The 21,809-nt window shown below is 62.3% G+C and carries 13 protein-coding genes and 2 tRNA genes; 3 read left to right on the top strand and 12 right to left on the bottom strand.

Annotation, left to right across the window (positions count from 1 at the left end; all coding sequences use genetic code 11):
• The 3 genes from LPW11_RS15365 to LPW11_RS15355 form a co-directional block, all read right to left on the bottom strand.
• Positions 1-2,859, bottom strand: a complete 2,859-nt coding sequence (locus LPW11_RS15365; RefSeq protein WP_230994754.1) for an SLBB domain-containing protein — start codon at positions 2,857-2,859, stop codon at positions 1-3.
• Between the two features lie 117 nt (positions 2,860-2,976).
• Positions 2,977-3,051, bottom strand: a tRNA-Glu gene (locus LPW11_RS15360).
• Positions 3,052-3,090: 39 nt separating this feature from the next.
• A tRNA-Gln gene (locus LPW11_RS15355) sits at positions 3,091-3,164 on the bottom strand.
• 525 nt (positions 3,165-3,689) lie between these two features.
• On the opposite strand from LPW11_RS15355, the gene LPW11_RS15350 reads away from it, so the two are divergent.
• Entirely contained in the window at positions 3,690-4,178 is a 489-nt protein-coding gene (locus tag LPW11_RS15350) for a MucR family transcriptional regulator (protein WP_230994753.1), read from the top strand.
• A 54-nt stretch (positions 4,179-4,232) separates the two neighbouring features.
• Here the strand turns inward: LPW11_RS15350 and LPW11_RS15345 are convergent, their stop codons facing one another.
• Positions 4,233-5,036 (bottom strand): pseudouridine synthase, encoded by an 804-nt coding sequence (locus tag LPW11_RS15345; RefSeq protein WP_230994752.1) that lies wholly within the window; start codon positions 5,034-5,036, stop codon positions 4,233-4,235.
• A gap of 178 nt (positions 5,037-5,214) precedes the next feature.
• Here LPW11_RS15345 and LPW11_RS15340 point away from each other — a divergent pair, with 178 nt between their 5' ends.
• Entirely contained in the window at positions 5,215-7,581 is a 2,367-nt protein-coding gene (locus LPW11_RS15340; RefSeq protein WP_230994751.1) for a PAS domain S-box protein, read from the top strand.
• Between the two features lie 726 nt (positions 7,582-8,307).
• Here LPW11_RS15340 and LPW11_RS15335 read toward each other — a convergent pair.
• The 5 genes from LPW11_RS15335 to LPW11_RS15315 form a co-directional block, all read right to left on the bottom strand.
• A complete protein-coding gene (locus LPW11_RS15335; protein ID WP_230994750.1) occupies positions 8,308-9,276 on the bottom strand; it encodes an acetyl-CoA carboxylase carboxyltransferase subunit alpha in 969 nt (322 codons plus the stop codon).
• A gap of 118 nt (positions 9,277-9,394) precedes the next feature.
• Complete coding sequence (gene dnaE / locus LPW11_RS15330) at positions 9,395-12,868, bottom strand: DNA polymerase III subunit alpha (protein WP_230994749.1); 3,474 nt, start codon at positions 12,866-12,868, stop codon at positions 9,395-9,397.
• 271 nt (positions 12,869-13,139) lie between these two features.
• On the bottom strand, positions 13,140-14,387 hold the full coding sequence (gene hisS / locus LPW11_RS15325) for a histidine--tRNA ligase (protein WP_230994748.1): 1,248 nt from the start codon (positions 14,385-14,387) through the stop codon (positions 13,140-13,142).
• Positions 14,388-14,957: 570 nt separating this feature from the next.
• Positions 14,958-16,328: a GGDEF domain-containing response regulator gene (locus LPW11_RS15320; RefSeq protein WP_230994747.1), complete on the bottom strand. Its 1,371-nt coding sequence runs from the start codon at positions 16,326-16,328 to the stop codon at positions 14,958-14,960.
• 81 nt (positions 16,329-16,409) lie between these two features.
• Positions 16,410-18,785, bottom strand: a complete 2,376-nt coding sequence (locus tag LPW11_RS15315; RefSeq protein ID WP_230994746.1) for a DNA internalization-related competence protein ComEC/Rec2 — start codon at positions 18,783-18,785, stop codon at positions 16,410-16,412.
• A 344-nt stretch (positions 18,786-19,129) separates the two neighbouring features.
• Here LPW11_RS15315 and LPW11_RS15310 point away from each other — a divergent pair, with 344 nt between their 5' ends.
• Positions 19,130-19,591, top strand: coding sequence for a hypothetical protein (locus LPW11_RS15310; protein ID WP_230994745.1), 462 nt, complete (start codon positions 19,130-19,132; stop codon positions 19,589-19,591).
• A 9-nt stretch (positions 19,592-19,600) separates the two neighbouring features.
• On the opposite strand, the gene LPW11_RS15305 is transcribed toward LPW11_RS15310, so the two are convergent.
• From LPW11_RS15305 to rpiB, 3 genes are all read right to left on the bottom strand, one after another.
• Complete coding sequence (locus LPW11_RS15305) at positions 19,601-19,876, bottom strand: hypothetical protein (protein WP_230994744.1); 276 nt, start codon at positions 19,874-19,876, stop codon at positions 19,601-19,603.
• Between the two features lie 152 nt (positions 19,877-20,028).
• Positions 20,029-21,276, bottom strand: a complete 1,248-nt coding sequence (gene glyA / locus LPW11_RS15300) for a serine hydroxymethyltransferase (protein WP_230994743.1) — start codon at positions 21,274-21,276, stop codon at positions 20,029-20,031.
• 85 nt (positions 21,277-21,361) lie between these two features.
• Positions 21,362-21,808, bottom strand: a complete 447-nt coding sequence (gene rpiB / locus LPW11_RS15295) for a ribose 5-phosphate isomerase B (protein WP_230994742.1) — start codon at positions 21,806-21,808, stop codon at positions 21,362-21,364.
• Position 21,809: the final 1 nt, after the last annotated feature.

The raw sequence follows: 21,809 nt of genomic DNA, 5'->3' as shown, positions 1-21,809 counted from the left end.
CTACTTGAACCAGAGATACACCGTCCCCGCTGTGAGGGCGATCTGCGACACGATGGTGGTTATATCCTTTATGCTCCTCATCCACGCCGTGCGCTCCAGCTTCTGCGGCACGACGATGGTGTCACCGGGATCGACGCGGCGGTCCATGAAGCCGCCGAAGCTCCACTTCTTGTCGTTCTCGTCCCAGCTCATCCCGAAGGAGGACTGCTGCCTGCTTGCCACCGAGCCGTCCGCTTTCACGACGTAGATATCGTCATCCTCCGCCTCCCGGGTGGGCCCCCCAGACTTCCTGAGATATGAGGAGACGGTACCGCCCTCCTTGTACACGAAGGAGGTCGGGTTGTACACCTGCCCCATGACCGTCACCTCGCTCGGAGTCATCGGGACCTCCAGCCGGTCCCCCCCCATGAGCTCGAGGTCGTTGTCGGTGCTGGACATCAGGTCCGGAGGGAGGAGGGTGATAACCACGCGCCCCTCGGCCTTTCGCTCCTTCAGCTTCTGCAGCGCGGCGAGGAGCCCCTCGAGGGAGGCCTTGGCGGCATCCGCCTCCTCCTTCGACGAGGCGGAAGCGGAGATCTCCCCCTCCTTCTGCATGATCTCTATCTCGCTTCTGGCAATGACCTCATCCATCCGTTTCTGCTGGCTCTCGCGGACGCTTTTCCTGGTGAAGCGCGCTCCCTTCAGGTACGCCTTCTCGGTGAAACCGCCCGCTCTCCTGATGACGGAGCTCAGCCGCTCCCCCTTGGAGATGGAGTAGGTGCCGGGGTAGCGGACCTCGCCGGAGAGGACCACGAAGCGGTCGGAGGCTTCCAGCCACTCGGTGATGCCGCGCACGATGAGCATGTCGTCCGGCTGCAGCGTCAGGTTGTGTGCTGCGTCGCCGGCGAGCGCCTTTCCGAGGTCGACGGTCGAGCGGGTGGCGACGGCGGTGCCGTCCTGCACCTCCAGGCGGGTGAGTTCCGCGTTGGAAAGGAGCGCGTTTCGCTTCAGGCTCCCTGCGGCGCTCACCAGGTCTCGCACCGTCATGTGCGGGTAGAAGGGGTATTCACCCGGCTTCACCACCTGACCGGTGATCGCCACCACCGGGTGCTCCTGCATGTCCCACAGCGAAAATACGTGGACGCTGTCCTGATCCTTCAGCTCCACGTTGTCCGGGTCGCTCCCGGCGAGGGCCTTCCCCAGATCGGCAGATATCAGTTCGCGATGCCGGTCAGGCAGGGCGAGCCTCGTGATCTCCACCGCGGAGAGGTACGATTCCGGGAGGAGCGTGCCGTAGTCGGGGATGAGGTCCTTCAGGCGCATGCCGGGGCGGTACTGGTACTGGCCGGGGTGCTGCACGTTTCCGGTGAGGGTCACCACCCCGCGTGCCGCCTCGAAGACCGGGAATACCTTTACCATGTCCCGGTCCTGCACGGGGAGGGAGGAGAGCTCCTGCTCCGACTTTCCGGAGTAGTCGAGAATGACGCGGGAGTTCCCGGAAAGGCGCTCGACCTGGACGCGGGAGCTGTCCGCCGCTGCGGTCGTCCCCCCCGCCATCTTCAGGATTTCCGCCACCGAGGTCTTCCCCTTCAGCTCGTAGATCGCAGGGCGCCGAGCCTCTCCCGCCACGGCGGCGACCGGCCCGATGACCGGGACAAAGAGGGTGTCTCCGCTTTGCAGCCGCAGATCCTTCGTCTTGTCGCCGCTCACGAACATGTCGTAGAGGTCGAGTTCCTGAACCGTGCTGCCGCCGCGCACGAGGCGTATGGAGCGCAGGGAGCCGTTTTTCGAGGGGCCGCCGGCGGCGGCGAGGGCGCTGATGGCGGTGGAGAGGGAGTTTATGGTGTACACCCCCGGAGCCTGCACCTCACCGACCACGTAGACCTGCATGGTGCGGAGTTTCCCCATGGTGAGGTTCAGGTCGAAGTTCCGGTAGTAACGGGATATCGCCTTCTCGATGACCCCGCGCGCCTGCTCGTAGGTCAGCCCCCACACCTTCACCGCCCCGATCTTCGGGATGGTTATGACGCCGTCGCGGTTGACGACCAGTTCGTGGCGCCCTTGCAGCGCCCCCCAGATGTCCACCCGCAGGGCGTCACCGGGGCCGATGAGGTAGTCGGGGACGACGGGGAGGTTGTCGGAGGAGCTCGTCTCACCGCTGTTCTTGAAGAAGTCGTAGCCGAACTGGGTGAGGCGGCGGTTCAGCTGCAGTTTCTGCCCCCCCTTCGCCCCTCCCTTTACGGTGCCTTGCAGGGAACCTACTTCCTTCGCGAAGGCCCGCTCGATGGGGGAGCCTAATTCCTCCGCCGACTGCGGCGTCACGGCGATCTCGCGGGAGGAGGCGACCTCCTGCCCTGCTGCGCCGAACCCCTTTACCTGGATCAGGTAGAGCCGGTTGTTCTTCACCTCGCGCAGCCGGCAGCTGTTCCCCTTCAGTACGTCGACCGTCTTCCCCCCCGGCTCGACGTCGGAGCGGTACAGGACCTGGTAGCGCACGACCTTCTCCGCGCGCCCCCCCTCCGCTCCCTGCCCCTTCGCACCCCCTCCGGAGGCAGGCTGGGCAGAGAGCTTGCGCGGCTTCTCCGCGAGGTACCAGGAGAGATAGATCTCGCCGTCCCCCGGCTCCGCCAGGAGTCTCACGGTCCGCTGCGCCGAGTCCGGCTCGTCGGGCCACTCCCTCGCGTCCTTCGACTGCTCGACCGGCAGTACCTCGGGATTGCTGCGGTAGGAGCCCTCAAGGCCGAAGTCACCGACGCTGCTTCCCTGCGTCGTATCCCGGCCGCTGGCTCCAGACGTTTCCTCGAGGAGAGCAGCAATGGAAGGAAGAGGAAGGAGAAGAAGGAGAAGTACCAGCCATCGCATCGCACATTTCAGGCTCATTGGTTAACCCCGCTCTATTTTTTGCACATGATAGAATAAGCAGGGAAATACTCATTAGCAACTTGAAAAGTGCAGCTTAAAAAAAAACAGCGCCCGGAGGGGCGCTGTTTTCGATGATGGTGATCCCAAGGGGACTTGAACCCCTGTTACCGACGTGAAAGGCCGGTGTCCTAACCACTAGACGATGGGACCGAAATTGTAAGCCGACTGGAGCGGCGAGTTCTTAATGAATGGCTGGGGTGCAAGGATTCGAACCTTGGATGACGGAGTCAGAGTCCGTTGCCTTACCGCTTGGCGACACCCCAACGTGCGAAGTACCTTGTACCAGAGTATGGCAGCAGAAGTCAAGCTTTTTCCTGAGCAGCGTTGAAAAACGTTCGGAACGTGCGACAGCGGAGAAGCTTCTTCTTCATCTTTATCCCTTTCTCCCGCAAAAAGCACAGTGTCATAAATTGGGGCCAATGTAAACAACCGCGCGAAGGGGAAGACAAGGGGAGTACAATCGGTACGCATCACCCTACTCTTTTGAGGTAGAACCCGATGGATATTGACTTCGCGGCTTGTGATGCACCAATTGACAACACCATTAAAGCTTAACACACCTTCAGCGCGGCGTCTTAGCGACGACACTTCTATTGCAGCCCCGAAAGGAGCGGCGTCATATCTTTATTGCTCAAGTTCTGCGCATGGCTCACACTGTAAATGAGACAAGACAGAGGATGACACGAGCAGCAAGTAAGGAAATCGAACCTTGATTTTGGTTTTCTTTATAGTTTAATTCTATATAATAAGAACAGATACATCGAAAAGGGACAGAGGAGGAGGTAGGCATGGCATCATCGTTATTGGAATTGACGGCCAACATTGTCTCTTCGCACGCGTCCGTTACAGAAATGTCGGGGGATGAGCTGCTTCAGGAACTCCAGAAGGTACACGTGGCACTGCAGAAGTTGGAGGTGGAAAGCGGCGAGATTTCGGAGAAGCCCGAGGCGAAGGGACCCGCGATATCTCTGAAGAAGGCGTTTCAGCCGGACCAGATAACCTGTATGGTCTGCGGCAAGAGCGGAATGAAGACACTCGCTCGCCACATAGCCCAGGTGCACGGCATGAAGCCGAGCGAATACAGAAAGCAGTTCTCCATCCCCAGCAGCCAGGCGCTCACCGCGAAAAACTTTTCGGAGGCGCGCAGAAGGATGGCTCAGGAGAAGGGGCTGGCCGACAACTTGGCGAAGGCCCGGGCGGTGCGTGCCGCAAAGATGCTCGCCAAGGGCGGGGAAAAGGGAAAGCCGGAGAGGTCGAAGGGAGCCCCGAGGGCCTGACCGGAAAGAGAGGGAAACGGTAAAGCCGCACCGGATCGGGGCGGCTTTGCTGCGTCAGGCGGGGTTCTTTCTCCCTCTGAAAGGAGCCTTCAGCCGTTCCGGCCGCGGTCGATGCGGAGCGCCCCCGGAAGAGGGGCCCTTGGCGGCATCACCCTTCAGCCTGCGCACCTCCTCCGCACTGAGCAGCCGGTACTCCCCGGGCTTTAGCTCCCCTATCTCCAGGAAGTCGTAGCGCGACCTCTTGAGCCTCACCACCTGCAGACCCACCGCCTCGCACATCCTGCGCACCTGCCGATAACGCCCCTCGTGAATGGTGATGGAGATCCAGGAATTTTGCGCGCTCTCGCGGACGCGGGTGACGACAGCGGGAGCCGTAAGACCGTCCTCCAGCCGCACCCCTTCGCTCAGCCGCTGTATCTGGCTCTCCGAGACGTGCCCCCCTACCCGCACGAGGTACCCCTTGTCGATCTCGTGGCTCGGATGCATGAGGGCGTGGGCCAGCGCACCGTCGTTGGTCAGCAGGAGAAGCCCTTCCGTATTGTAGTCGAGGCGCCCCACCGGGTAGACGCGTGCCGGGACGCTCTTCAAAAGGTCGCTCACGACGGGGCGCCCCTGCGGGTCCTTCATGGTGGTGACGTACCCTACAGGCTTGTACAGGAGAACGTAGACCCGCTTCTCCCCCAGGTTCAGCTTCTTCCCGTCGACTGTTATAGAGTCCGCCTCCGGGTCCGCCTTCCTCCCCAGTTCGCTCACCACCTCACCGTTCACCGCGACGCGCCCCTCGAGGATGATACCTTCAGCCTCCCGGCGCGAAGCCACCCCCGCCTGGGACAAAATCTTTTGCAGACGCTCTTCCATTCGTTCTCCTGTAGTCGTTGCCGAAGGCGCACCATCGCCTGGCAGTAAGAGTGATAACACAGCGCGAGCACGCACCGCAACCAATAAGGAGCGGCCCGTCGCAATACCCGCGACAGCGCAGAGGCCGGAGGTTTATAATGGCTAATTGACGCGAGACAAACCTCTCCGGAAGGGACCCATGGCAAAGAGAGCATATAACGAGCCGGCACATCCGACCGGTGTACACGACTGCCTCCTGTACCGCAACAGCACCCAGAAAGTGGCACTGATACAGCAAAGCGTGGAGCTTGCCCTGAGGCGGGGGGAGCGCTGCTTTCTCCTTCTCTTCAAGGGTGAAGCCGACAAGGTGATGGAGTCGCTGGCCATATCCGGCGTCGACGCCCCCGCGCACGCCAGGGAGGGTGAGCTCATCCTGCGATCGCCAGAGGATTTCAGCAGATACGCCACTCCCCGCGGTCTAGCCGACTCACTCGCCGAGGAACTCGCCGACACAACTGCAACTCAGAGGAGCACCCTCATCATCATCGACGGAAACATCTGGTTTCCTTCGAACCATCACGAGGAGGAGCTCGACGAAGTGGCAACCTCGGAGACGGTGCGCATTCTGTGCCTCTACCAGCTCAGCAGCTGCATCCCGGAGACCCGCATCGTCCACCTCATGCAGAGCCACCGGCACACCATCTTCGGAGAGCACTCAAACGTACAGAGCCCCGTCACCCCTTCCGAAGCCGGCATAGAGATAGACTACCTGAACGAGGCGTGCGCGCTCCTGCTCCAGGACGAGAACGAGGCGATCTTCCTGTCGCACCCCGACGGGCGGATTTTCCTTTTGAACGACCCCGCCGGCGCGCTTTTGGGCGTAACCCCGGAGGAGGCGCGCGGCCAGAGCATGGCGGTATTGTTTGGCACTGAAGCGGACCAGATACGTGAAAAGGAGCTCCAGGCGCTGGAATCGGGGGAACCCCTCACCTTCAGGCTCGATGCCTGCCGGGACGTGAAAGGCTGCTCCTGGCTCGTCACTGTCGGCGGGTACCGCGGATCCGCCGCCGACGCGCCCTACAACTATTGCATCATCCGCAATGTAACAGAGCTGAAAAATACCCAGCGAAAGCTCAGGTTCACGGCGCATCTGGTGAACATCATCGGGCAATCCGTCATAGCCACCGACCGGCGAGGGACGATCATTTTCTGGAACCGCGCGGCAGAGGTTCTGTACGGCTGGAAGACGGTGGAAGTGCTCGGCCGCAACGTGGCGGACGTGACGGCCTGCCGGATCTGGGCGCAATACGGGATGGAGATTCTGGCGAAGCTCGCGGAGGGACAGAGCTGGACGGGTGAGTTCACAGTGAAGCGGCGGGACGGCTCGGAGTTTCTCGCGCACGTCACCGAATCCCCAATCCGTGACGACGACGGGCGGCTCATCGGAATGATCGGCATCTCCTTCGACATCACCGAACGGAAAAAGGCCGAGGAGGCGCTCGCGGCGAGTGAGGAGCGATTCCGTCGCTATTTCGAGCTCGGCCTCATCGGGATGACCGTCTCCTCTCCCGAAAAAAAGATAATTGAGGTGAACGACAGGGCGTGCGAGATCCTCGGGTATCGCAGGGAGGAGTTGCTCACGCTGAGCTGGCCCGAGCTTACCCACCCGGAAGACCGCGAGGTAGCTATCGTGGAGTACGAGAAGATGCTCGCCGGGGAGTTGGATGGCTTCACAGCCGAGAAGCGATACATCAGAAAGGACGGAGAGATCATCGACGCGGTGATTTCGGTGAGCTGCCTCCGCCGCAAGGACGGCACCCTCGATGCCTTCCTTGCGCTCCTGCAGGACGTAACGGAACGGAAACGCGCCGAAAGAAAGATAGCCGCGTACCAGCAACGGCTAAGCCTGATGACGGAAGAGATGTACCGGATGGGAGAAGAGGAGCGAAAGCACCTGGCCTCGGTACTGCACGACCAGATCGGGCAGAACCTGGCGCTGAGCAAAATGAAGCTGGAGTCGTTGAAGCATTGGGAGCACAGGGACATTCTGAGGCAGGAGATAGCTCAGATCACGGCACTCTTGGACGAGGTGATCGACAAGACGCGCTCCCTTACCACGGAGCTTCGTCCCCCCGTCCTGCACGAGCTTGGGCTGGAAGCGGCGGTCGAGTCGCTGTGCGAGGAATTTCAGGAGCAGACGGGGCTTGTCGTAACTTACCACGACGATGGCAGCCATACATCGCTGCCTGACCACCTGCGCACCCTGCTCTTCCAGGGGGTGCGGGAACTTCTGGTGAACGTCATGAAGCACGCCCATGCAACGGGTGCCGAGGTATCGATGAAGAGGGAGGAGGGGGTGATAACGATATCGGTGCAGGACGACGGCATCGGGATGAACGGAAAAAGGCCCCGTCCGAAGGACAGCTTCGGCCTCTTCAGCCTCAGCGAAAGACTGCGGCATCTCGGGGGAAGGGTGGAGATTTCCTCTCCCCCTGGCGCAGGCACCTGCGTGGCGATGGTGGCGCCTCTTGGCGTCTCCGAGAAAGAGAGCCAAAGCGGCATCTGAGCGGCCTTTTTCCCCGTCCCCTATTAAAAAAGGCTCGTCCGAGAATTCCGGGGAGCTGGGATACATTGGCTCGAAGCGCCGCAGGATGCCTCGCGTCCCCCCTTTGCGAAGGGTCTTCCGGGAATTCTGGGGAAGGTCGTTACAAAGAACTCGGGTACCCCCGCGCTGGACGCGCTGGAGCGTAGGCCTCTTGCCTGCGAGGGCGGCGCAGCCGCCACAGACCGCGCGGCTGGCGCCGCGGCTACAGGCTGGGAAGCCTGTGCTCCAGCGAGGCGCCACTAGCGTACCCCACTGGAGGAGATGAATCAGATCAAGCCGTCGGCAGCGCGTTCCTCCCCTTTCAAGGGGGAGGACAGGAGGGGGATGGGGTCGGCGCGGCCCAACTCTACCCCATCCCCACCCTGTCCCTCCCCTTGAAAGGGAGGGGACGCCTGAGCTCCTGCCCTGCGAAAGACACACAGGGCCGGCGGATTAAAGCAATGCAAGCTTCCCCGGGATTTGCGAAGGGGGGGACGCGAGGCCTCGTGCGGCCCTTCATTGGAACATACTACGGCTTCCCCGGAATTTCTGGAAGAACCTTCACAAAGGGGGGAACGAAAAGCCTGGCCTCCTCGCTGGAGGGCCGACAGATGCCGGTTCCCCGGAATTCCCGGATGAACTTAAAAAGGCGCTCCGGCTACTGCCGGATGCGCCTTTTATGATTGCCAGACCTGCTGAACTGTCAATCTACTCGATAAACTGCGACAGCTTGCGGAACTTCTGGTAGCGCTCCTCAATGAGCTCCTCCGCAGGGAGCCCCTGCAGTTCCTTCAGGTTCCTCGATATCGCCTCGTGCAGCAGCTTCGCCGCCCCGGCGTGGTCGCGGTGGGCGCCGCCGGCCGGCTCCGGAACGATCTCGTCGATGACGCCGAGCGTCTTTATGTCGGCAGCGGTGAGCTTCAGGGCGTCGGCCGCCTGCGCCCCTTTCGTGCCGTCGGACCAGAGGATGGCGGCGCACCCTTCGGGGGAGATGACGGAATAGATGGAGTGCTCCAGCATGAGGATCCGATCACCGACGGCGATGGCGAGCGCCCCGCCCGATCCACCTTCGCCGGCGATGACGACGACGATCGGCACTGTAAGGCGCGCCATCTCGCGCAGGTTCCTGGCGATCGCTTCAGCCTGCCCGCGCTCCTCGGCGCCGATTCCGGGGTACGCCCCGGGGGTGTCGACGAAGGTCACGATCGGCATCCTGAAACGCTCCGCCATCTCCATGAGGCGCAACGCCTTGCGGTACCCCTCCGGGTTCGGCATGCCGAAGTTGCGGAAAACCTTCTCCTTCGTGTCGCGCCCCTTCTGGTGCCCGATCACCATCACCGGCTCGCCGTCCAGCCGCGCGGGTCCACCTACGATGGCGTGGTCGTCACCGAAGTTGCGGTCGCCGTGCAGCTCGATGAAGTCGGTGAAGATCAGTTGCAGGTAGTCAAGCGTGAAGGGGCGGTTGATGTGGCGCGCAACCTGCGCGGTCTGCCAGCGGGTCAGGTTCGCAAACATCTCGGCGCGCATCGCCTCCGCCTTCGTCTCCAGCTTCTCCACCTCCCCCTTCAGGTCCACCCCTTCGGTGGAAAAAGCGAGGAGTTCCTGTATCTTCTTCTCCAGCTCTGCCAGAGGCTTCTCGAAATCGAGATAGGTGGTGTGTTGTTGCTGCACTGCCATCTTTATATTCTCCCGGATTAGATCAATTGTCTGAGGGTGGCTGAAAGTGCTTTCTGCCATGCCTCTGTCCAAGCTCCAGCTTGGTTTCGTACAGTCTGTGAGGAGTGAGAAAGAGACCCTACTCGAAAGACACGGCATTATAGCCGAAGAGGTTACTCACTTCCACTGTTAAATCTTCGCTGGCTGCCACTTTGTACGTCTCCGAAAGCCGTATGGTGACGCGTGAATTGTTCTCTATATCGAGGTGGAGAAAGCTGCGGCAGTTCCCGGCATAGCGGGAAATGATCTCCTTTAGAGTCTCCAGCTTCCCCGGGTCGGCCCCCTTGGCGTCGAGGTTGAAGTTCACCTTCTTCGTCAGCGCCTCGTTCAGGTCGCGCAGGAGGACGATGCTCGTCGCCATGACCTTCGCCCCCTTCTCCCCCAGCTCCAGCGTCCCGGTGACGTGGATCGGGTCGTCGCTTTTCACGTACTCGGAGCAGTTGGCATAGACGTCGGAGAAGATCACCACCTCCACGGAGCCGGAGGTGTCCTCAAGGGAGATGAACCCCATCCGGTCCCCTTTCTTGGTGATGATCTCCTTCAACGAGGTGGCGATGCCGCAGATCTTCACCTCGCTCTTTTCCTTCATCTCCGTAAGGGTCGCCGTGGTGGCGTTGGAGAGGCGCTTTATGTCCCCCTCGTAGCGCGCCAGCGGGTGCCCGGTGATGAAGAAGCCGATCGCGTCCTTCTCGCACCCCAGCCGGTACTTCTCGTCCCACTCCGGTATCTCCGGATAGCGGTTCCCCCCGCTCCCGGCCCCGCGGATCACCTCGTGGATCCCGAAGAGTGAGGCCTGGGCGCTCTCCCGCTCCTGCTGCACCCGCTGCCCGGAGGCGGCCGCATCCTCGAGGACCGCCATGAGCTGGGAGCGCTTGGCGCCTGTGGAGTCGAAGGCGCCGCACTTGATGAGTGCCTCGATGACCCTCTTGTTGCAGCGGCGCAGGTCGACCCTTTCACAGAAATCGAAGAGATCGGTGAAGGGGGAGTCGCCGCGCGCCTCGATGATCGCCTCGATCGCCCCCTCCCCCACGTTCTTCACGGCCCCGAGGCCAAAGCGCATGGAGTTGCCGAGGACGCGGAAGGAGCGGTCCGACTGGTTTATGTCGGGGGGGAGGACCTCGATCCCCATATCCCGGCAGTCGCTGACGCTCTTTATGACCTTGTCGGTGGAGCTCATGTCCTCCGTCAGGAGGGCTGCCATGAACTCGACCGGGTAGTGCGCCTTCAGATACGCGGTGTGGTACGCCACGAGCGCATATGCCGCGGAGTGCGACTTGTTGAAGCCGTACTCGGCGAACTTCGCCATGAGGTCGAAGATACCCGCCGCCTTCTTCGGATCGATCCCCTGGCTCTCGGCGCCGGCCTGGAACTTGTCGCGCTCCTTGGCCATCTGCTCCATGTCTTTCTTACCCATGGCGCGGCGCAGTAGGTCGGCGCCACCGAGGGAATAGCCGGCGAGCGACCGGGAGATCTGCATGACCTGTTCCTGGTAGACGATGACCCCGTAGGTGTCCTTGAGGATCGGCTCGAGTTGCGGCAGGTCGTACACCACCTGCTTGCGGCCGTGCTTGCGCTCGATGAAGTCGTCCACCATGCCGCTGCCCAAAGGACCCGGACGATAGAGGGCGCAGACCGCGATGATGTCCTCGAAGCAGGAGGGCTTGAGCTTTACCAGGAGCTCCTTCATGCCGCTCGACTCCAGCTGGAAAACGCCGGTGGTGTTGCCGGCCTGCAGGAGCTTGTAGGTTTCCGGATCGTCGTCCCCGAGAATTGAAAGGTCGAAGTCGGGATTCACTTTGCGGATGTGTTTTACCGCGTTCTCTATGACCGTGAGGTTCTTTAAGCCGAGAAAGTCGAACTTCACCAGCCCGATCTTCTCCACGTACTTCATGGAGTACTGGGTGGTGAGCGCCCCGGTCTTCTGGTCCATGTACACCGGGCAGAAGTTCTCCATCTGCTTCGGCGCCACCACGAGGCCAGCCGCATGGGTGGAGGCGTGGCGGGCAAGCCCTTCGAGCCTCAAGGCGACAGAGAGGACCTCCTTTACCTTCGGATCCGCCGCGGCGAGCTCGTTCAGCTTCGGCTCCTGGGCGATAGCCTTCTCCAGGGTGATCCCCAGCACCTCGGGGACGAGCTTCGCGATCTTGTCCACGTCGGCAAAGGGGAGATCGAGCGCGCGCCCCACGTCGCGGATGACGCCACGCGCAGCCATGGTACCGAAGGTGATGATCTGACACACCTTTTCCCGCCCGTAGCGCTCCACCATATACTGGATCACCTCTTCGCGGCGGTCCTGGCAGAAGTCGACGTCGATATCGGGCATGGAGATACGTTCGGGGTTGAGGAAGCGCTCGAACAGCAGGTTGTACGGCATCGGGTCGATGTCGGTGATCCTGATGCAGAAGGCGACCAGCGAGCCGGCCGCCGATCCCCTGCCGGGACCGACCGGGATGCCGTGGTCCTTCGCCCAGTTGATGAAGTCCGCAACGATGAGGAAGTAGCCGGGGAACCCCATCTGCTTGATGCAGTCGAGCTCGATCCTCAGGCGGTGGTAGTACGCCTGCTCGTCCTGAACCGTGAAATCTGGGTTCTTGATGCGGATCTTGTTGAGCCGCTGCACCAGACCTTCGGTCGACTCGCGCTCCAGTTGCTGGTCGAGGGTTTCCCCAGGCGGCGGATCGTAGGCCGGGAAGTAGTAGGTCTTGAAGTCGAAGTCGATCTTGCAGCGCTTTGCAATCTCCACCGTGTTGGTGAGCGCTTCCGGAGCGTAGTGGAAGGCCGCCGCCATCTCATCCGGCGTCTTCAGGTAGAACTCTTCCGTGGAAAAACGCATGTGGGAGGGATCCCCCATGGTCTTCCCGGTCTGGATGCACAGAAGGATCTCGTGGGCGCGGGCGTCTTCCTTGTTGAGATAGTGGCAGTCGTTCGTGGCGACGAGCGGCAGGTCGAGCTCCCGGGCGATCTCCATCACCCGCCGGTTGGCGGTCGTCTGCTCCGGGATCCCGTTCTCCTGGATCTCCAGGTAGTAGCTCCCCGGGAAGAGGTCGGCATACCACTGCGCCGCCGCTTTCGCCTCATCCATCTTGCCGCGCAGGGCGAGATAGGGGACCTCTCCCTGCAGGCAGGCGGAGAGGACGATGAGCCCCTCGCTGTGCTGCGCCAGGAGGTCCTTGTCGATGCGGGGGCGCCGGTAGAACCCCTCCTTGTAGCCGGCGGAGACGAGATAGCTGAGGTTTTTGTATCCGGTGAGGTTTTCGCACAAGAGGATGAGGTGGTAGCTGCTGGCCTGGTCGGGGGCGGGAGCCTGCTTGTGGGTGCGCGAGCCGGGCGCGATGTACACCTCGCACCCGATGATCGGCTGGATCCCCTTGTCCTTGCACTTGAGGAAGAACTCGATCGAGCCGAACATGTTGCCGTGGTCGGTCATGGCGACCGCGGGCATGTGGAGCGACTTTACCTTCGCGAGGAGGTCGCCGAAGCGTATGGCGCCGTCCAGCAGGGAGTACTGGGTGTGCACGTGCAGGTGCACGAAGTTCGCGTATTCATCGGCCATATCATTTCATCCTAGGGGAGCTGCGGGGGCTCCGACACGGAAAATGGGAGCCTCTGGTGGGGCTCCCATTCATTCCTGGCGGAGTAAAAAGCGGGGGGATTATGCACGGGTTAGGAAGCAGTGTCAAGCATGACGAACGCGTCTAACTGCAAGAGCAAGCGGCGAAATGGGCGGCGCTGCCTCCTGGGCACCGTGTGGTGAGGAGAGGGAGCGCCGGGAACGCCTGCGGCTTATCCCGGCCTATATTGCTACATTACCTGCAGAGCGTCCCCTACCCTTTTACCGCCTTCAGGATCGCCTCGGCCTCCAGCGCCACTTCCTCCTGCGTGCCACCGTCCATGTTCTTCAGCGGCGCCGTCCCCTTGGAGAGCTCGTCCTCCCCGATGATGAGGGTGTAGCGCGCCTTGAACTTGTCGGCGCGGCGCAACTGGCTCTTCAGGCTTTTCCCTTCGTAGTCGATCTCCACGGAGCTTCCGAGTCGCTGCAACGCGGTCATGAGCTGGAAAGCGCGGCCGTGCGCCACCTCCCCCATGGCGGCGATGAAGAGATCGGGCCTGCGGGCGAAGTCCTTCTCCGCGAGGAGCAGCGCAACCCGCTCCACCCCGATGGCGAAGCCGATGCCGGGGATCTGCGGGCCGCCGAGCTCGCTGATCAGGCCGTCGTAGCGCCCCCCCGCCGCAACCGCGCTCTGGGCGCCGAGCAGGGAGGTCACCATCTCGAAGGTCGTGCGGGTGTAGTAGTCGAGGCCGCGCACCATCCTCTCGTTGATGCGGTACTTCGTCCCCACCGCGTCGAGGTAGCTCTTCGTCTTCTCGAAGTGGTCGCTGCACCCCTGGCAGAGATTGTCGAGCATCGCGGGAGCGCCCTTGGTCGCCTCCTTGCACCCTGCGGCCTTGCAATCGAGGGCGCGCAGCGGGTTCGTCTCGTAGCGCCTCACGCAGTCCTCGCACAGGAGCTCCATGCGGGTGAGGAGGAAGTTCTTCAGCGACTCCCGGTAGACGGGGCGGCACTCGGGGCAGCCGAGGGAATTTATCTCCAGAGAAGGCTCGTCCAGCCCGAGCTCGGCGAAGAAGTGGCTCAACATGGTGAGGACCTGGGCATCGACGGTCGGGTCGGTGACACCGGTGAGTTCCGCACCTATCTGGTGGAACTGGCGGTAGCGCCCCTTCTGCGGACGCTCGTAGCGGAACATCGGCCCCATGTAGTACAGGCGCGCCACCGGATCCTGCGCATAGAGCTTGTGCTCGATGTAGGAGCGCATTACCGAGGCGGTCCCTTCAGGGCGCATGGTGACGCGGTTTTCCCCCTTGTCCACGAAGGAGTACATCTCCTTTTCCACGATGTCGGTGGCGTCACCGATGGAGCGGCTGAAAAGCTCCGTCTTCTCAAGGATCGGTATCCGTATCTCCGAAAGGCCATACAGCTCGAATACGCGGCGCGCCGTCGCCTCGATGTACTGCCACTTCTCCACCTCACCCGGAAGTATGTCGTTGAATCCCTTGATACCGGTTATCGCCACTTTTTTCTCCTTCCATTCCAGTCTTAAATGTAAAGCGGCTCGGTCGCCGTTTCGCCTCGGCGCGAGCCGCTCGATTCCTTCAATCGTGTTTCGACAAAGAGCAAATCCCCCCTGTCCCCCCTTCGCAAAGGTTCATCCGGGAATTCCGGGAATTCAGCCCGGTCGCTTCCGTTGACGTGAGGGGACCCTAGTGGCGCCGCGCTGGAGCACAGGCTTCCCAGCCTGTACCGCGGCGCCAGCCGCGCGGTCTGTGGCGGCTGCGCCGCCATCGCAGGCAAGATGCCTACGCTCCAGCGTGGGGGCACCCGGATTCTTTGTAGCGCGTTCCCCAGAATTCCCGGAAGACCCTTCGCAAAGGGGGGGGGACGCGTGGCCTCGACTTCCTCTTTTTTGCGATCCGTCTGGGCCTTCTGGGTCCATCGCGAACCCGCGGGACGCGGGCTCGTTACCTTCCCACCCTCCCCCCTTGCGGGGGAGGGCCAGGGTGGGGGGGGGAAGGTGCCACCTTTACAGTTGGTGGCAGCTTTTCCACAGGCTTACTCCACCATATTCCCGTACGAGCCGAGCCTTTTATTCGCCCTTTGCAGAGATGTGGAACGCCTTATTCCTGCCGCTCGCCTTCCCGCAGTACATCGCCTGGTCGGCGAGATCGATGAGCTGCGACTTCGTCCTCGCGTCCTCCGGGGAGCAGGCGTAGCCGAGGCTGACGGTGAGTTTCAGAGCGAGCCCCTCGCACTCGGCAAAAACGTTTTTCTCCACCATCCCCCTGATACGTTCCGCGACGATCGCGGCACCTTCGATCCCGGTTTCCACGAGGATGATGGTGTACTCGTCTCCGCCGTAACGGATCACCGCATCCACATCGCGCACACCCTTTCTCACCAGGTCGCCGACCTCCTTCAGGACGAGACTCCCGACGAGGTGGCCGTACTGGTCGTTCACCTCCTTGAAGCGGTCGATGTCCAGGAAGAGAACGGAAAGGTGGGAGCCGTAGCGCTCCGAGCGCCTCATCTCGCGCTCGAGAACGACGTCGAGGTAGCGGTAGTTATAGAGGCCGGTGAGTTCGTCTACGTAGAGGAGATCTTTGGCGACGCTGTAGCGGGCGGCGTTCTCCAGGGCGAGGGAGCACTGGTCGAGCAAAAAGTGCAGATGGGCGCTGTTGTTGTCCCGAGGAATCGGCACGCCGGGGTCGTTCAGAAGGACTACCACACCCTGGAGGACCGCCTTGTGCCGAAGGCAGAGGCATACCCCCTCCTTAACCCCGGGCGCCAACTCCTGGACTCTGGCCGGGAGTGCCTTCAGCCGAAGGAGGGGGCCGGCGCTCTCCGAGATGTCGCAACAGGCGAGGATCTCCTCGCCGACAAGGTGCGCCACCTCCTCGTCCACCCCTTTCACCTCCCGCAGTGTAAGAGGACCGACACCGCAGAAGTACCCGAGCCCTCTGGACACCCCCACCGCCTTCGACAGGGCGTCGATCAGGAGGGGGTAGATCCGTTCCAGCTCGAGACAGTTGGCGATGGTCTGGCTGACCTGGAAGAGATTCAAAAGCGCCTTCAGCTCGAGGTTTTCGTCCAGGAGCCGGCGCTGTTCCATGCACTGCGCGACGATGTGGCTGAACTCGTCGTGATTGATCGGCTTTACCAGATAGTCGCGCGCCCCGTTTTTGAGGGCGACAATGGCGGTCTCCACATTGGCGTGACCGGTGACCATTATGACGTCGACGTTCGGGTCATGGCGCTTCACGTGGGAGAGGATGTCGAGGCCGTTCACGTCCTGCATCACCATGTCCGTCACTACCAGCTGGTAGTCCCCGTTCTCGATCATCTCCAACGCCTCTTCGCCGGAAGAAGCGGTCTCGACGGCGTACCCCTCCCCTTCCAGCAGGTCGGTGAAGACCTTTCTGAAGAAGCTATCGTCTTCGACTACAAGAATCCTCTCCATCAACCGTTTCTCCGTCGTCCCGGGCGCCGGCGGTTACTCCCCCGGATTTGCCGTTAAACTAGCAGAAAGCTCTTTAAAGTGTCAATTAAAATGCCCTTCCCACGGAGTACCTGCCGCCCAGCTCCCATCCGGCGCCAGAACAGCTTCTACGCTTCCTTGCAGGTCGGTTCGGCGTACGTCGATGCCGTGCCTCGCGAGCCTTCCAAGGGTCGACGGCGCGGGGAGGTGAAAAGCGTTTCCGAACCCTGCGCTGACGACAGCAACCCTCGGGGCGCACGCGGCGAGGAACCCGTCCCCCGCGGAGTGACTGCTCCCGTGGTGGGGGACTTTTAAAAGTGTACAGCAAAGGGGCGCCCCCCTCGCCACCAGTTCCTCTTCCGCCTTCCCCCCCACGTCCCCCGTGAGAAGAAGCGCGCTCTTGCCGCAGCGCACCCGCAGGACCAGCGAGGTGTCATTCTCGTCCCACCCCTCCGCCTCGGGGTCCGGGGGGGGCCAGAGCGGCTCCACCGTCGCGCCCCCCGCGAGGAGGGGCGCCATCCCCCCTCGCAGCACGCGTCGGGGCACCTCCCTGGAGGCGAGGACCCACCGGAGTTGCTGGTATTCGCGGCCGCCGCACGGCACCCCGCTCTCCCAAAACTCCCCCACCTCCCAGCGCGCCGCCACCGGAAGGAGTCCCTGCTGGTGGTCGGGGTGCGGGTGCGACAGGACGAGGTAGTCGATGCGCCGCACCTTTAGGGCGAGGAGAGCCGGCACCAGGAGCCGCTCCCCGACCCGCGTGTCCCCTTCCCCGAAGCTCCCGCCCCCGTCGACCAGCATCGTCTTTCCGTCCGGCAGCCGCAGGAGTGCCGCGTCCCCCTGCCCCACGCTGAGAAAAAGAGCGTGCACCCTTCCGTCCCCCTGCACGGCATGCGGGGCGCCGCGCCAGAGAAGGACAATGCAGAGGGTGACGGTGCAGGCGAGAGCTATTCGGCGGGGAGCGATGAAGGTGAGAGCGCACATGGCAAGGAGGGAGAGGGCGAAATCGAGACGATCGGGCTGGTATTCCAGGACCGGGAAGGTGGCAAAGTAGAGAACGGCCCTATCCGCGAAGCCTACCAGATGTCCCGCAACTACCATCAGGAGCCGGGCGAGCGGCAGGAAGAGGAAAAATGAGACAAGGGAGGCGAAGCCAAGCACCACCGAGCCGTAGCCAACAAGCGGCACCACCACAAGATTGCAGATGAGCCCGGCCAGAGAGATGCGGTGAAAGTGGTAGGCGGCGGGGACAGCGGTGGAGAGAATGGCGGCGAGGCTCGCGCCGACGGAGAGAAAGAGGGGGCGCCACCCCTTGATCCCCTCACCGCGCGGCAGGAAGAAGGGTGTGAGAACAGCGAGCCCCCACACCGCGAGAAACGATAGCTGAAACGAGACGTCGAAAAGGGTGGCGGGCGCAACGGCGATAATGGCGCAGGCGGCGAGCGTGACCACATTGACCGGGTCCGTCTCACGCTTCAGGTAGAGTGCGACCGTCAGGGAGGCGATCATCAATAGCGAGCGCACCGTGGCGGCTGCGCATCCGGAGAGAAAGAGGTAAAGGACGGTCACGGGGAGCGCCGCCAGGAGGAGCGCCCTCCTGAGGTTCAAGCGCAGGGTCACCGTCTCGCTCAGGCGCGCCACCCGGAAGAGGACGTGAAAAAGGCAAAGGCATAGGATCCCCACATGGAATCCGGAGATGGAGAGGATGTGATTGACGCCGCTTCTGGCATAGGCGTCCTGGATCTCCGGCGACACGCCGCTGCAGTCACCGATAAGGAGCGCCTTCAGTATCCCCCCCTCCACTCCCGGCACCGTCTCCTCGATGAAGGCTCCGAGCCGGGCTGCGAGGGCGTCGAGGTTCGCACGCCACCCCCCTTCCCGCGATACCAGGAGCACCTCCTCTCCCCTCCGCACAAAGCAGACCCCCTGCACCCCTTTCAGCGCGAGGTAGCCGGGATAGTCGGACTCGCCGGGGAGACCGTAGGAGCGCGGCACCGATACCCGGGAGGAGAAGCGCACCCGGTCGCCGCTGCGAAACCGCACCCGCCCTTCCCTCACGTACAGCAGGAGCCGTCCCTGCATGGCGACAGATCCCTCCTCGTCACTCCAGAGAACGGGGTCCCTGAGATAGAGACGCGTCGCGCCCCCGCTCTCCTCCGGGCGCGACGCCAGCACCCCCTCGACAAGATGCGGCTTTTCCGATGCGTGCCGCTGCCACTCCGGGTCGCGGTGCAGAAACTCCTCCACCGACAGCGACCCCCACACGAAGGAAACGGCCGCAATTCCGACCAGGAACGGTAAGCGGTGAGGACACCAGGATGCGCACAGAAGGCAGGAAAGAAACGCGCACAGGGCCCAGAGAGGCGCAGAGATGCCGAAGAGCCCGGCGCAGCAGATTCCGGCGATTGCACAGAGAAGGGGGAGAAAGAGAGGAGCGCGCAAGGGGATGCCCCCTTCGGCGAGAAAGCCGCCACGGTGTGATCAGGTTAACCTATAGCACGCTGCGATGAGTGTGCAAAATCCTCCTGCCGCTGATGTTTTCCTGTTCAACCTGCGTTCAATCCGCGCAAAGCCGCGCGACAGGCGGATCGAGCAAGAGAAGCTCCTTCAGCGTGTGCATCTTGTGTACAGTCGCACCCTCCGTATTGCAGCGGGAGGGGTGCCGCGCAAGGTGGTGCAAGATCTTGTTATTTCAGCAGTATTCAGAATGAAGGCGAACCTGCCTCCCCCTTGGTACGAGCATTGTAAAGAAAGGGAGCATCGAGCATACAGAGGGGGGAAGTAAGATGGCATACCGCGTCCGCGACACCAAAAACAAATCGGGGGAGTTCGACTATTGCGTGATGGAGGTTCGCCTCCGCAAGAAAGGGGCACCGGCAAACGTTGATGATGCCTGCCGCGTCATGATAGTCGACAGCCATTGGGACACCCTCACCTTCGTCCAGGACAACATGGAGCGTTGCGTGGGGAATATCGTGAAGCTGAAGCGCCTCGAGGAGCACCAGGGAAAGGGGATGGAGGAGAGTGCCGCCCTTTTCCAGAAGTCGCTGGCGCCCCTTGTCTCATCACTGGAGGCGCAGGGTGAAGGGGTGATGGAGAAGCTTTCGGCCTCGCTGAAGAAAGCGCTCCTCCTCATGGTGATGACGCGCTACCAGAGCGACTGGAACCAGGCCTGCCGCGTCCTCGGCATCAGCCGCGAGAAGCTGGAGAGCGAGCTGAAGCTGTGCGGGGTATCCCTCTCCCCCTGACGGAGGGGGCTACCGGGCCGGCTCCTCACAGCAGGAGGCACCCTTCTCTTCCTGGGACTGCTGCCCAGGCTCCGGAACAGGAGACTGGGTGGGGACGGCGGAGACGGAGGGAGGAGATTGGGACTGGTTGAGGGCTGCCGCGTGGGACGAGCTATGAGTCGCGCGGTACTGGGCAAGTTGGCTCAGCGTTTCCTGAACGGTGTTTAGTGACTCCAGCGGGTCCTCGGCATGAGAGGGTCCGGCAGCGGCAAAAAGGAGAATGGAGATCATAAAAGCAGTACGCATAGCAGCACCCCCGGAGTTGATTCCAGCGAAGATTACCACCCGCTAATCCTCTTTTCAACCGGAAAAAAATATCACCCTAAAAACAGAAAAAAGGGAGGGTGCCTTTCCAGGCACCCTCCCTTTTTCTTTCTCTTCATTCTTCAGCGAAGCCGCTAGGCGAGCTTCCCGGCGTAGAGCGGGAAGCGCTTCATGAGGTCATTCACCTGCTGCTTTACCGCAGCGAGGCGCGCTTCGTCTTCCACGTTGGCAAGGGCGTCGGCGATGAAGCCGGCGACGACTTCCATCTCCCCTTCCTTCAGCCCGTGGGTGGTGGCGGCAGGGGTGCCGATACGGATCCCGGAGGTGATGAAGGGGGAACGGGTGTCGTACGGGATGCCGTTCTTGTTGACGGTGATCCCCGCCTTGTCCAGCGCCTCCTCCGCAACCTTCCCGGTAAGGCCGGTGTCGGTGAGGTCGACGAGCATGAGGTGGTTGTCGGTGCCGCCCGAGCAGAGCTTGAAGCCGCGCGCCATGAGGGCCGCTGCGAGGGTCTTCGCGTTCTTCACGATCTGCGTCTGGTACTCCTTGAACTCGGGGGAGAGCGCCTCCTTGAAGGCGACGGCCTTTGCGGCGATGACGTGCATGAGGGGCCCACCCTGGATCCCCGGGAAGATGTTGGAGTTGAGGGTCTTCGCGTAGTCCTCGCGGCAGAGGATCATGCCGCCGCGCGGTCCGCGCAGCGTCTTATGGGTCGTGGTGGTGACGAATTCGGCGTGCGGCACCGGGCTCGGGTGGAGCCCTGCGGCAACGAGACCGGCGATGTGGGCCATGTCCACCATGACGACGGCGCCTACCTTGTCGGCGATGCGGCGGAAGGCTTCGAAGTCGATGATGCGCGGATAGGCGCTGGCACCCACCACGATCATCTTCGGCTTGTGCTCGATCGCGAGACGCTCCGCCTCTTCGTAGTCGATCGTCTGGTCTTCCTTCGTCACGCCGTACGGGACGATGTTGAAGAGCTTGCCGGAGAAGTTCACCGGGCTGCCGTGGGTAAGGTGGCCGCCGTGGGCGAGATTCATGCCGAGGACGGTGTCCCCCGGCTTCAGCACGGAGAAGTACACCGCCATGTTCGCCTGGGAGCCGGAGTGCGGCTGCACGTTCGCGTGGTCGGCCCCGAAGAGCTCCTTCGCGCGGGCAATCGCCAGGTTCTCCGCCTCATCGACGCAGTGGCACCCCCCATAGTAGCGCTTCCCGGGGTACCCTTCCGCGTACTTGTTGGTAAGGACGGACCCCTGCGCCTCCAGGACTGCGGGAGAGACGAAGTTTTCCGAGGCGATCAGCTCGAGGTTGTACTCCTGGCGCTCCGTTTCGTGCCGGATCGCGCTCGCTATCTCGGGATCGAATGTTTCCAGTACTGACATGCTCAATCTCCTAGTCTTGATAAATGAAAACGGGACCGTGACAGTCCCGTCTTTAGATTCCTTACCGTTCTTTGCGGCAGCCTGGTTACTTGCAGCAGCCGTCTTCGAGAGCCGCGATCTTGTCGAGGCGCCCCTGGTGGCGGCCACCCTCGAAGGTCGCCTCCAGCCAGGTCCGCACCATCTCCCTTGCCAGGGAGATCTCCAGCACGCGCCCCCCGAGGACGAGGATGTTGGCGTTGTTGTGCTCCTTCGCCATGCGCGCCATGAAGGTGTCGGTCACAAGAGCCGCCCGGATACCCGGGATCTTGTTCGCCACGATCGACATGCCGATGCCGGTGCCGCACACGAGGATCCCTTTTTCCGCGCCCCCCTCGGAGACGCGGCGGGCGACCCTCTCCCCAAACTCCGGGTAGTCGACGGACTCGCTCCCGTTCGTGCCGAGGTCCTCGCACGGAAGCCCCATCTCGCCGAGCAGGCTCTTGATCTCTTCCTTCAGTTCCAAACCGCCGTGATCGCTGCCTAAAACTATCATG

It is taken from the genome of Geomonas sp. RF6 (genome assembly GCF_021044625.1).
Taxonomy (GTDB): Bacteria; Desulfobacterota; Desulfuromonadia; order Geobacterales; family Geobacteraceae; genus RF6.
This window is presented reverse-complemented; position numbering and strand designations above follow the sequence as displayed.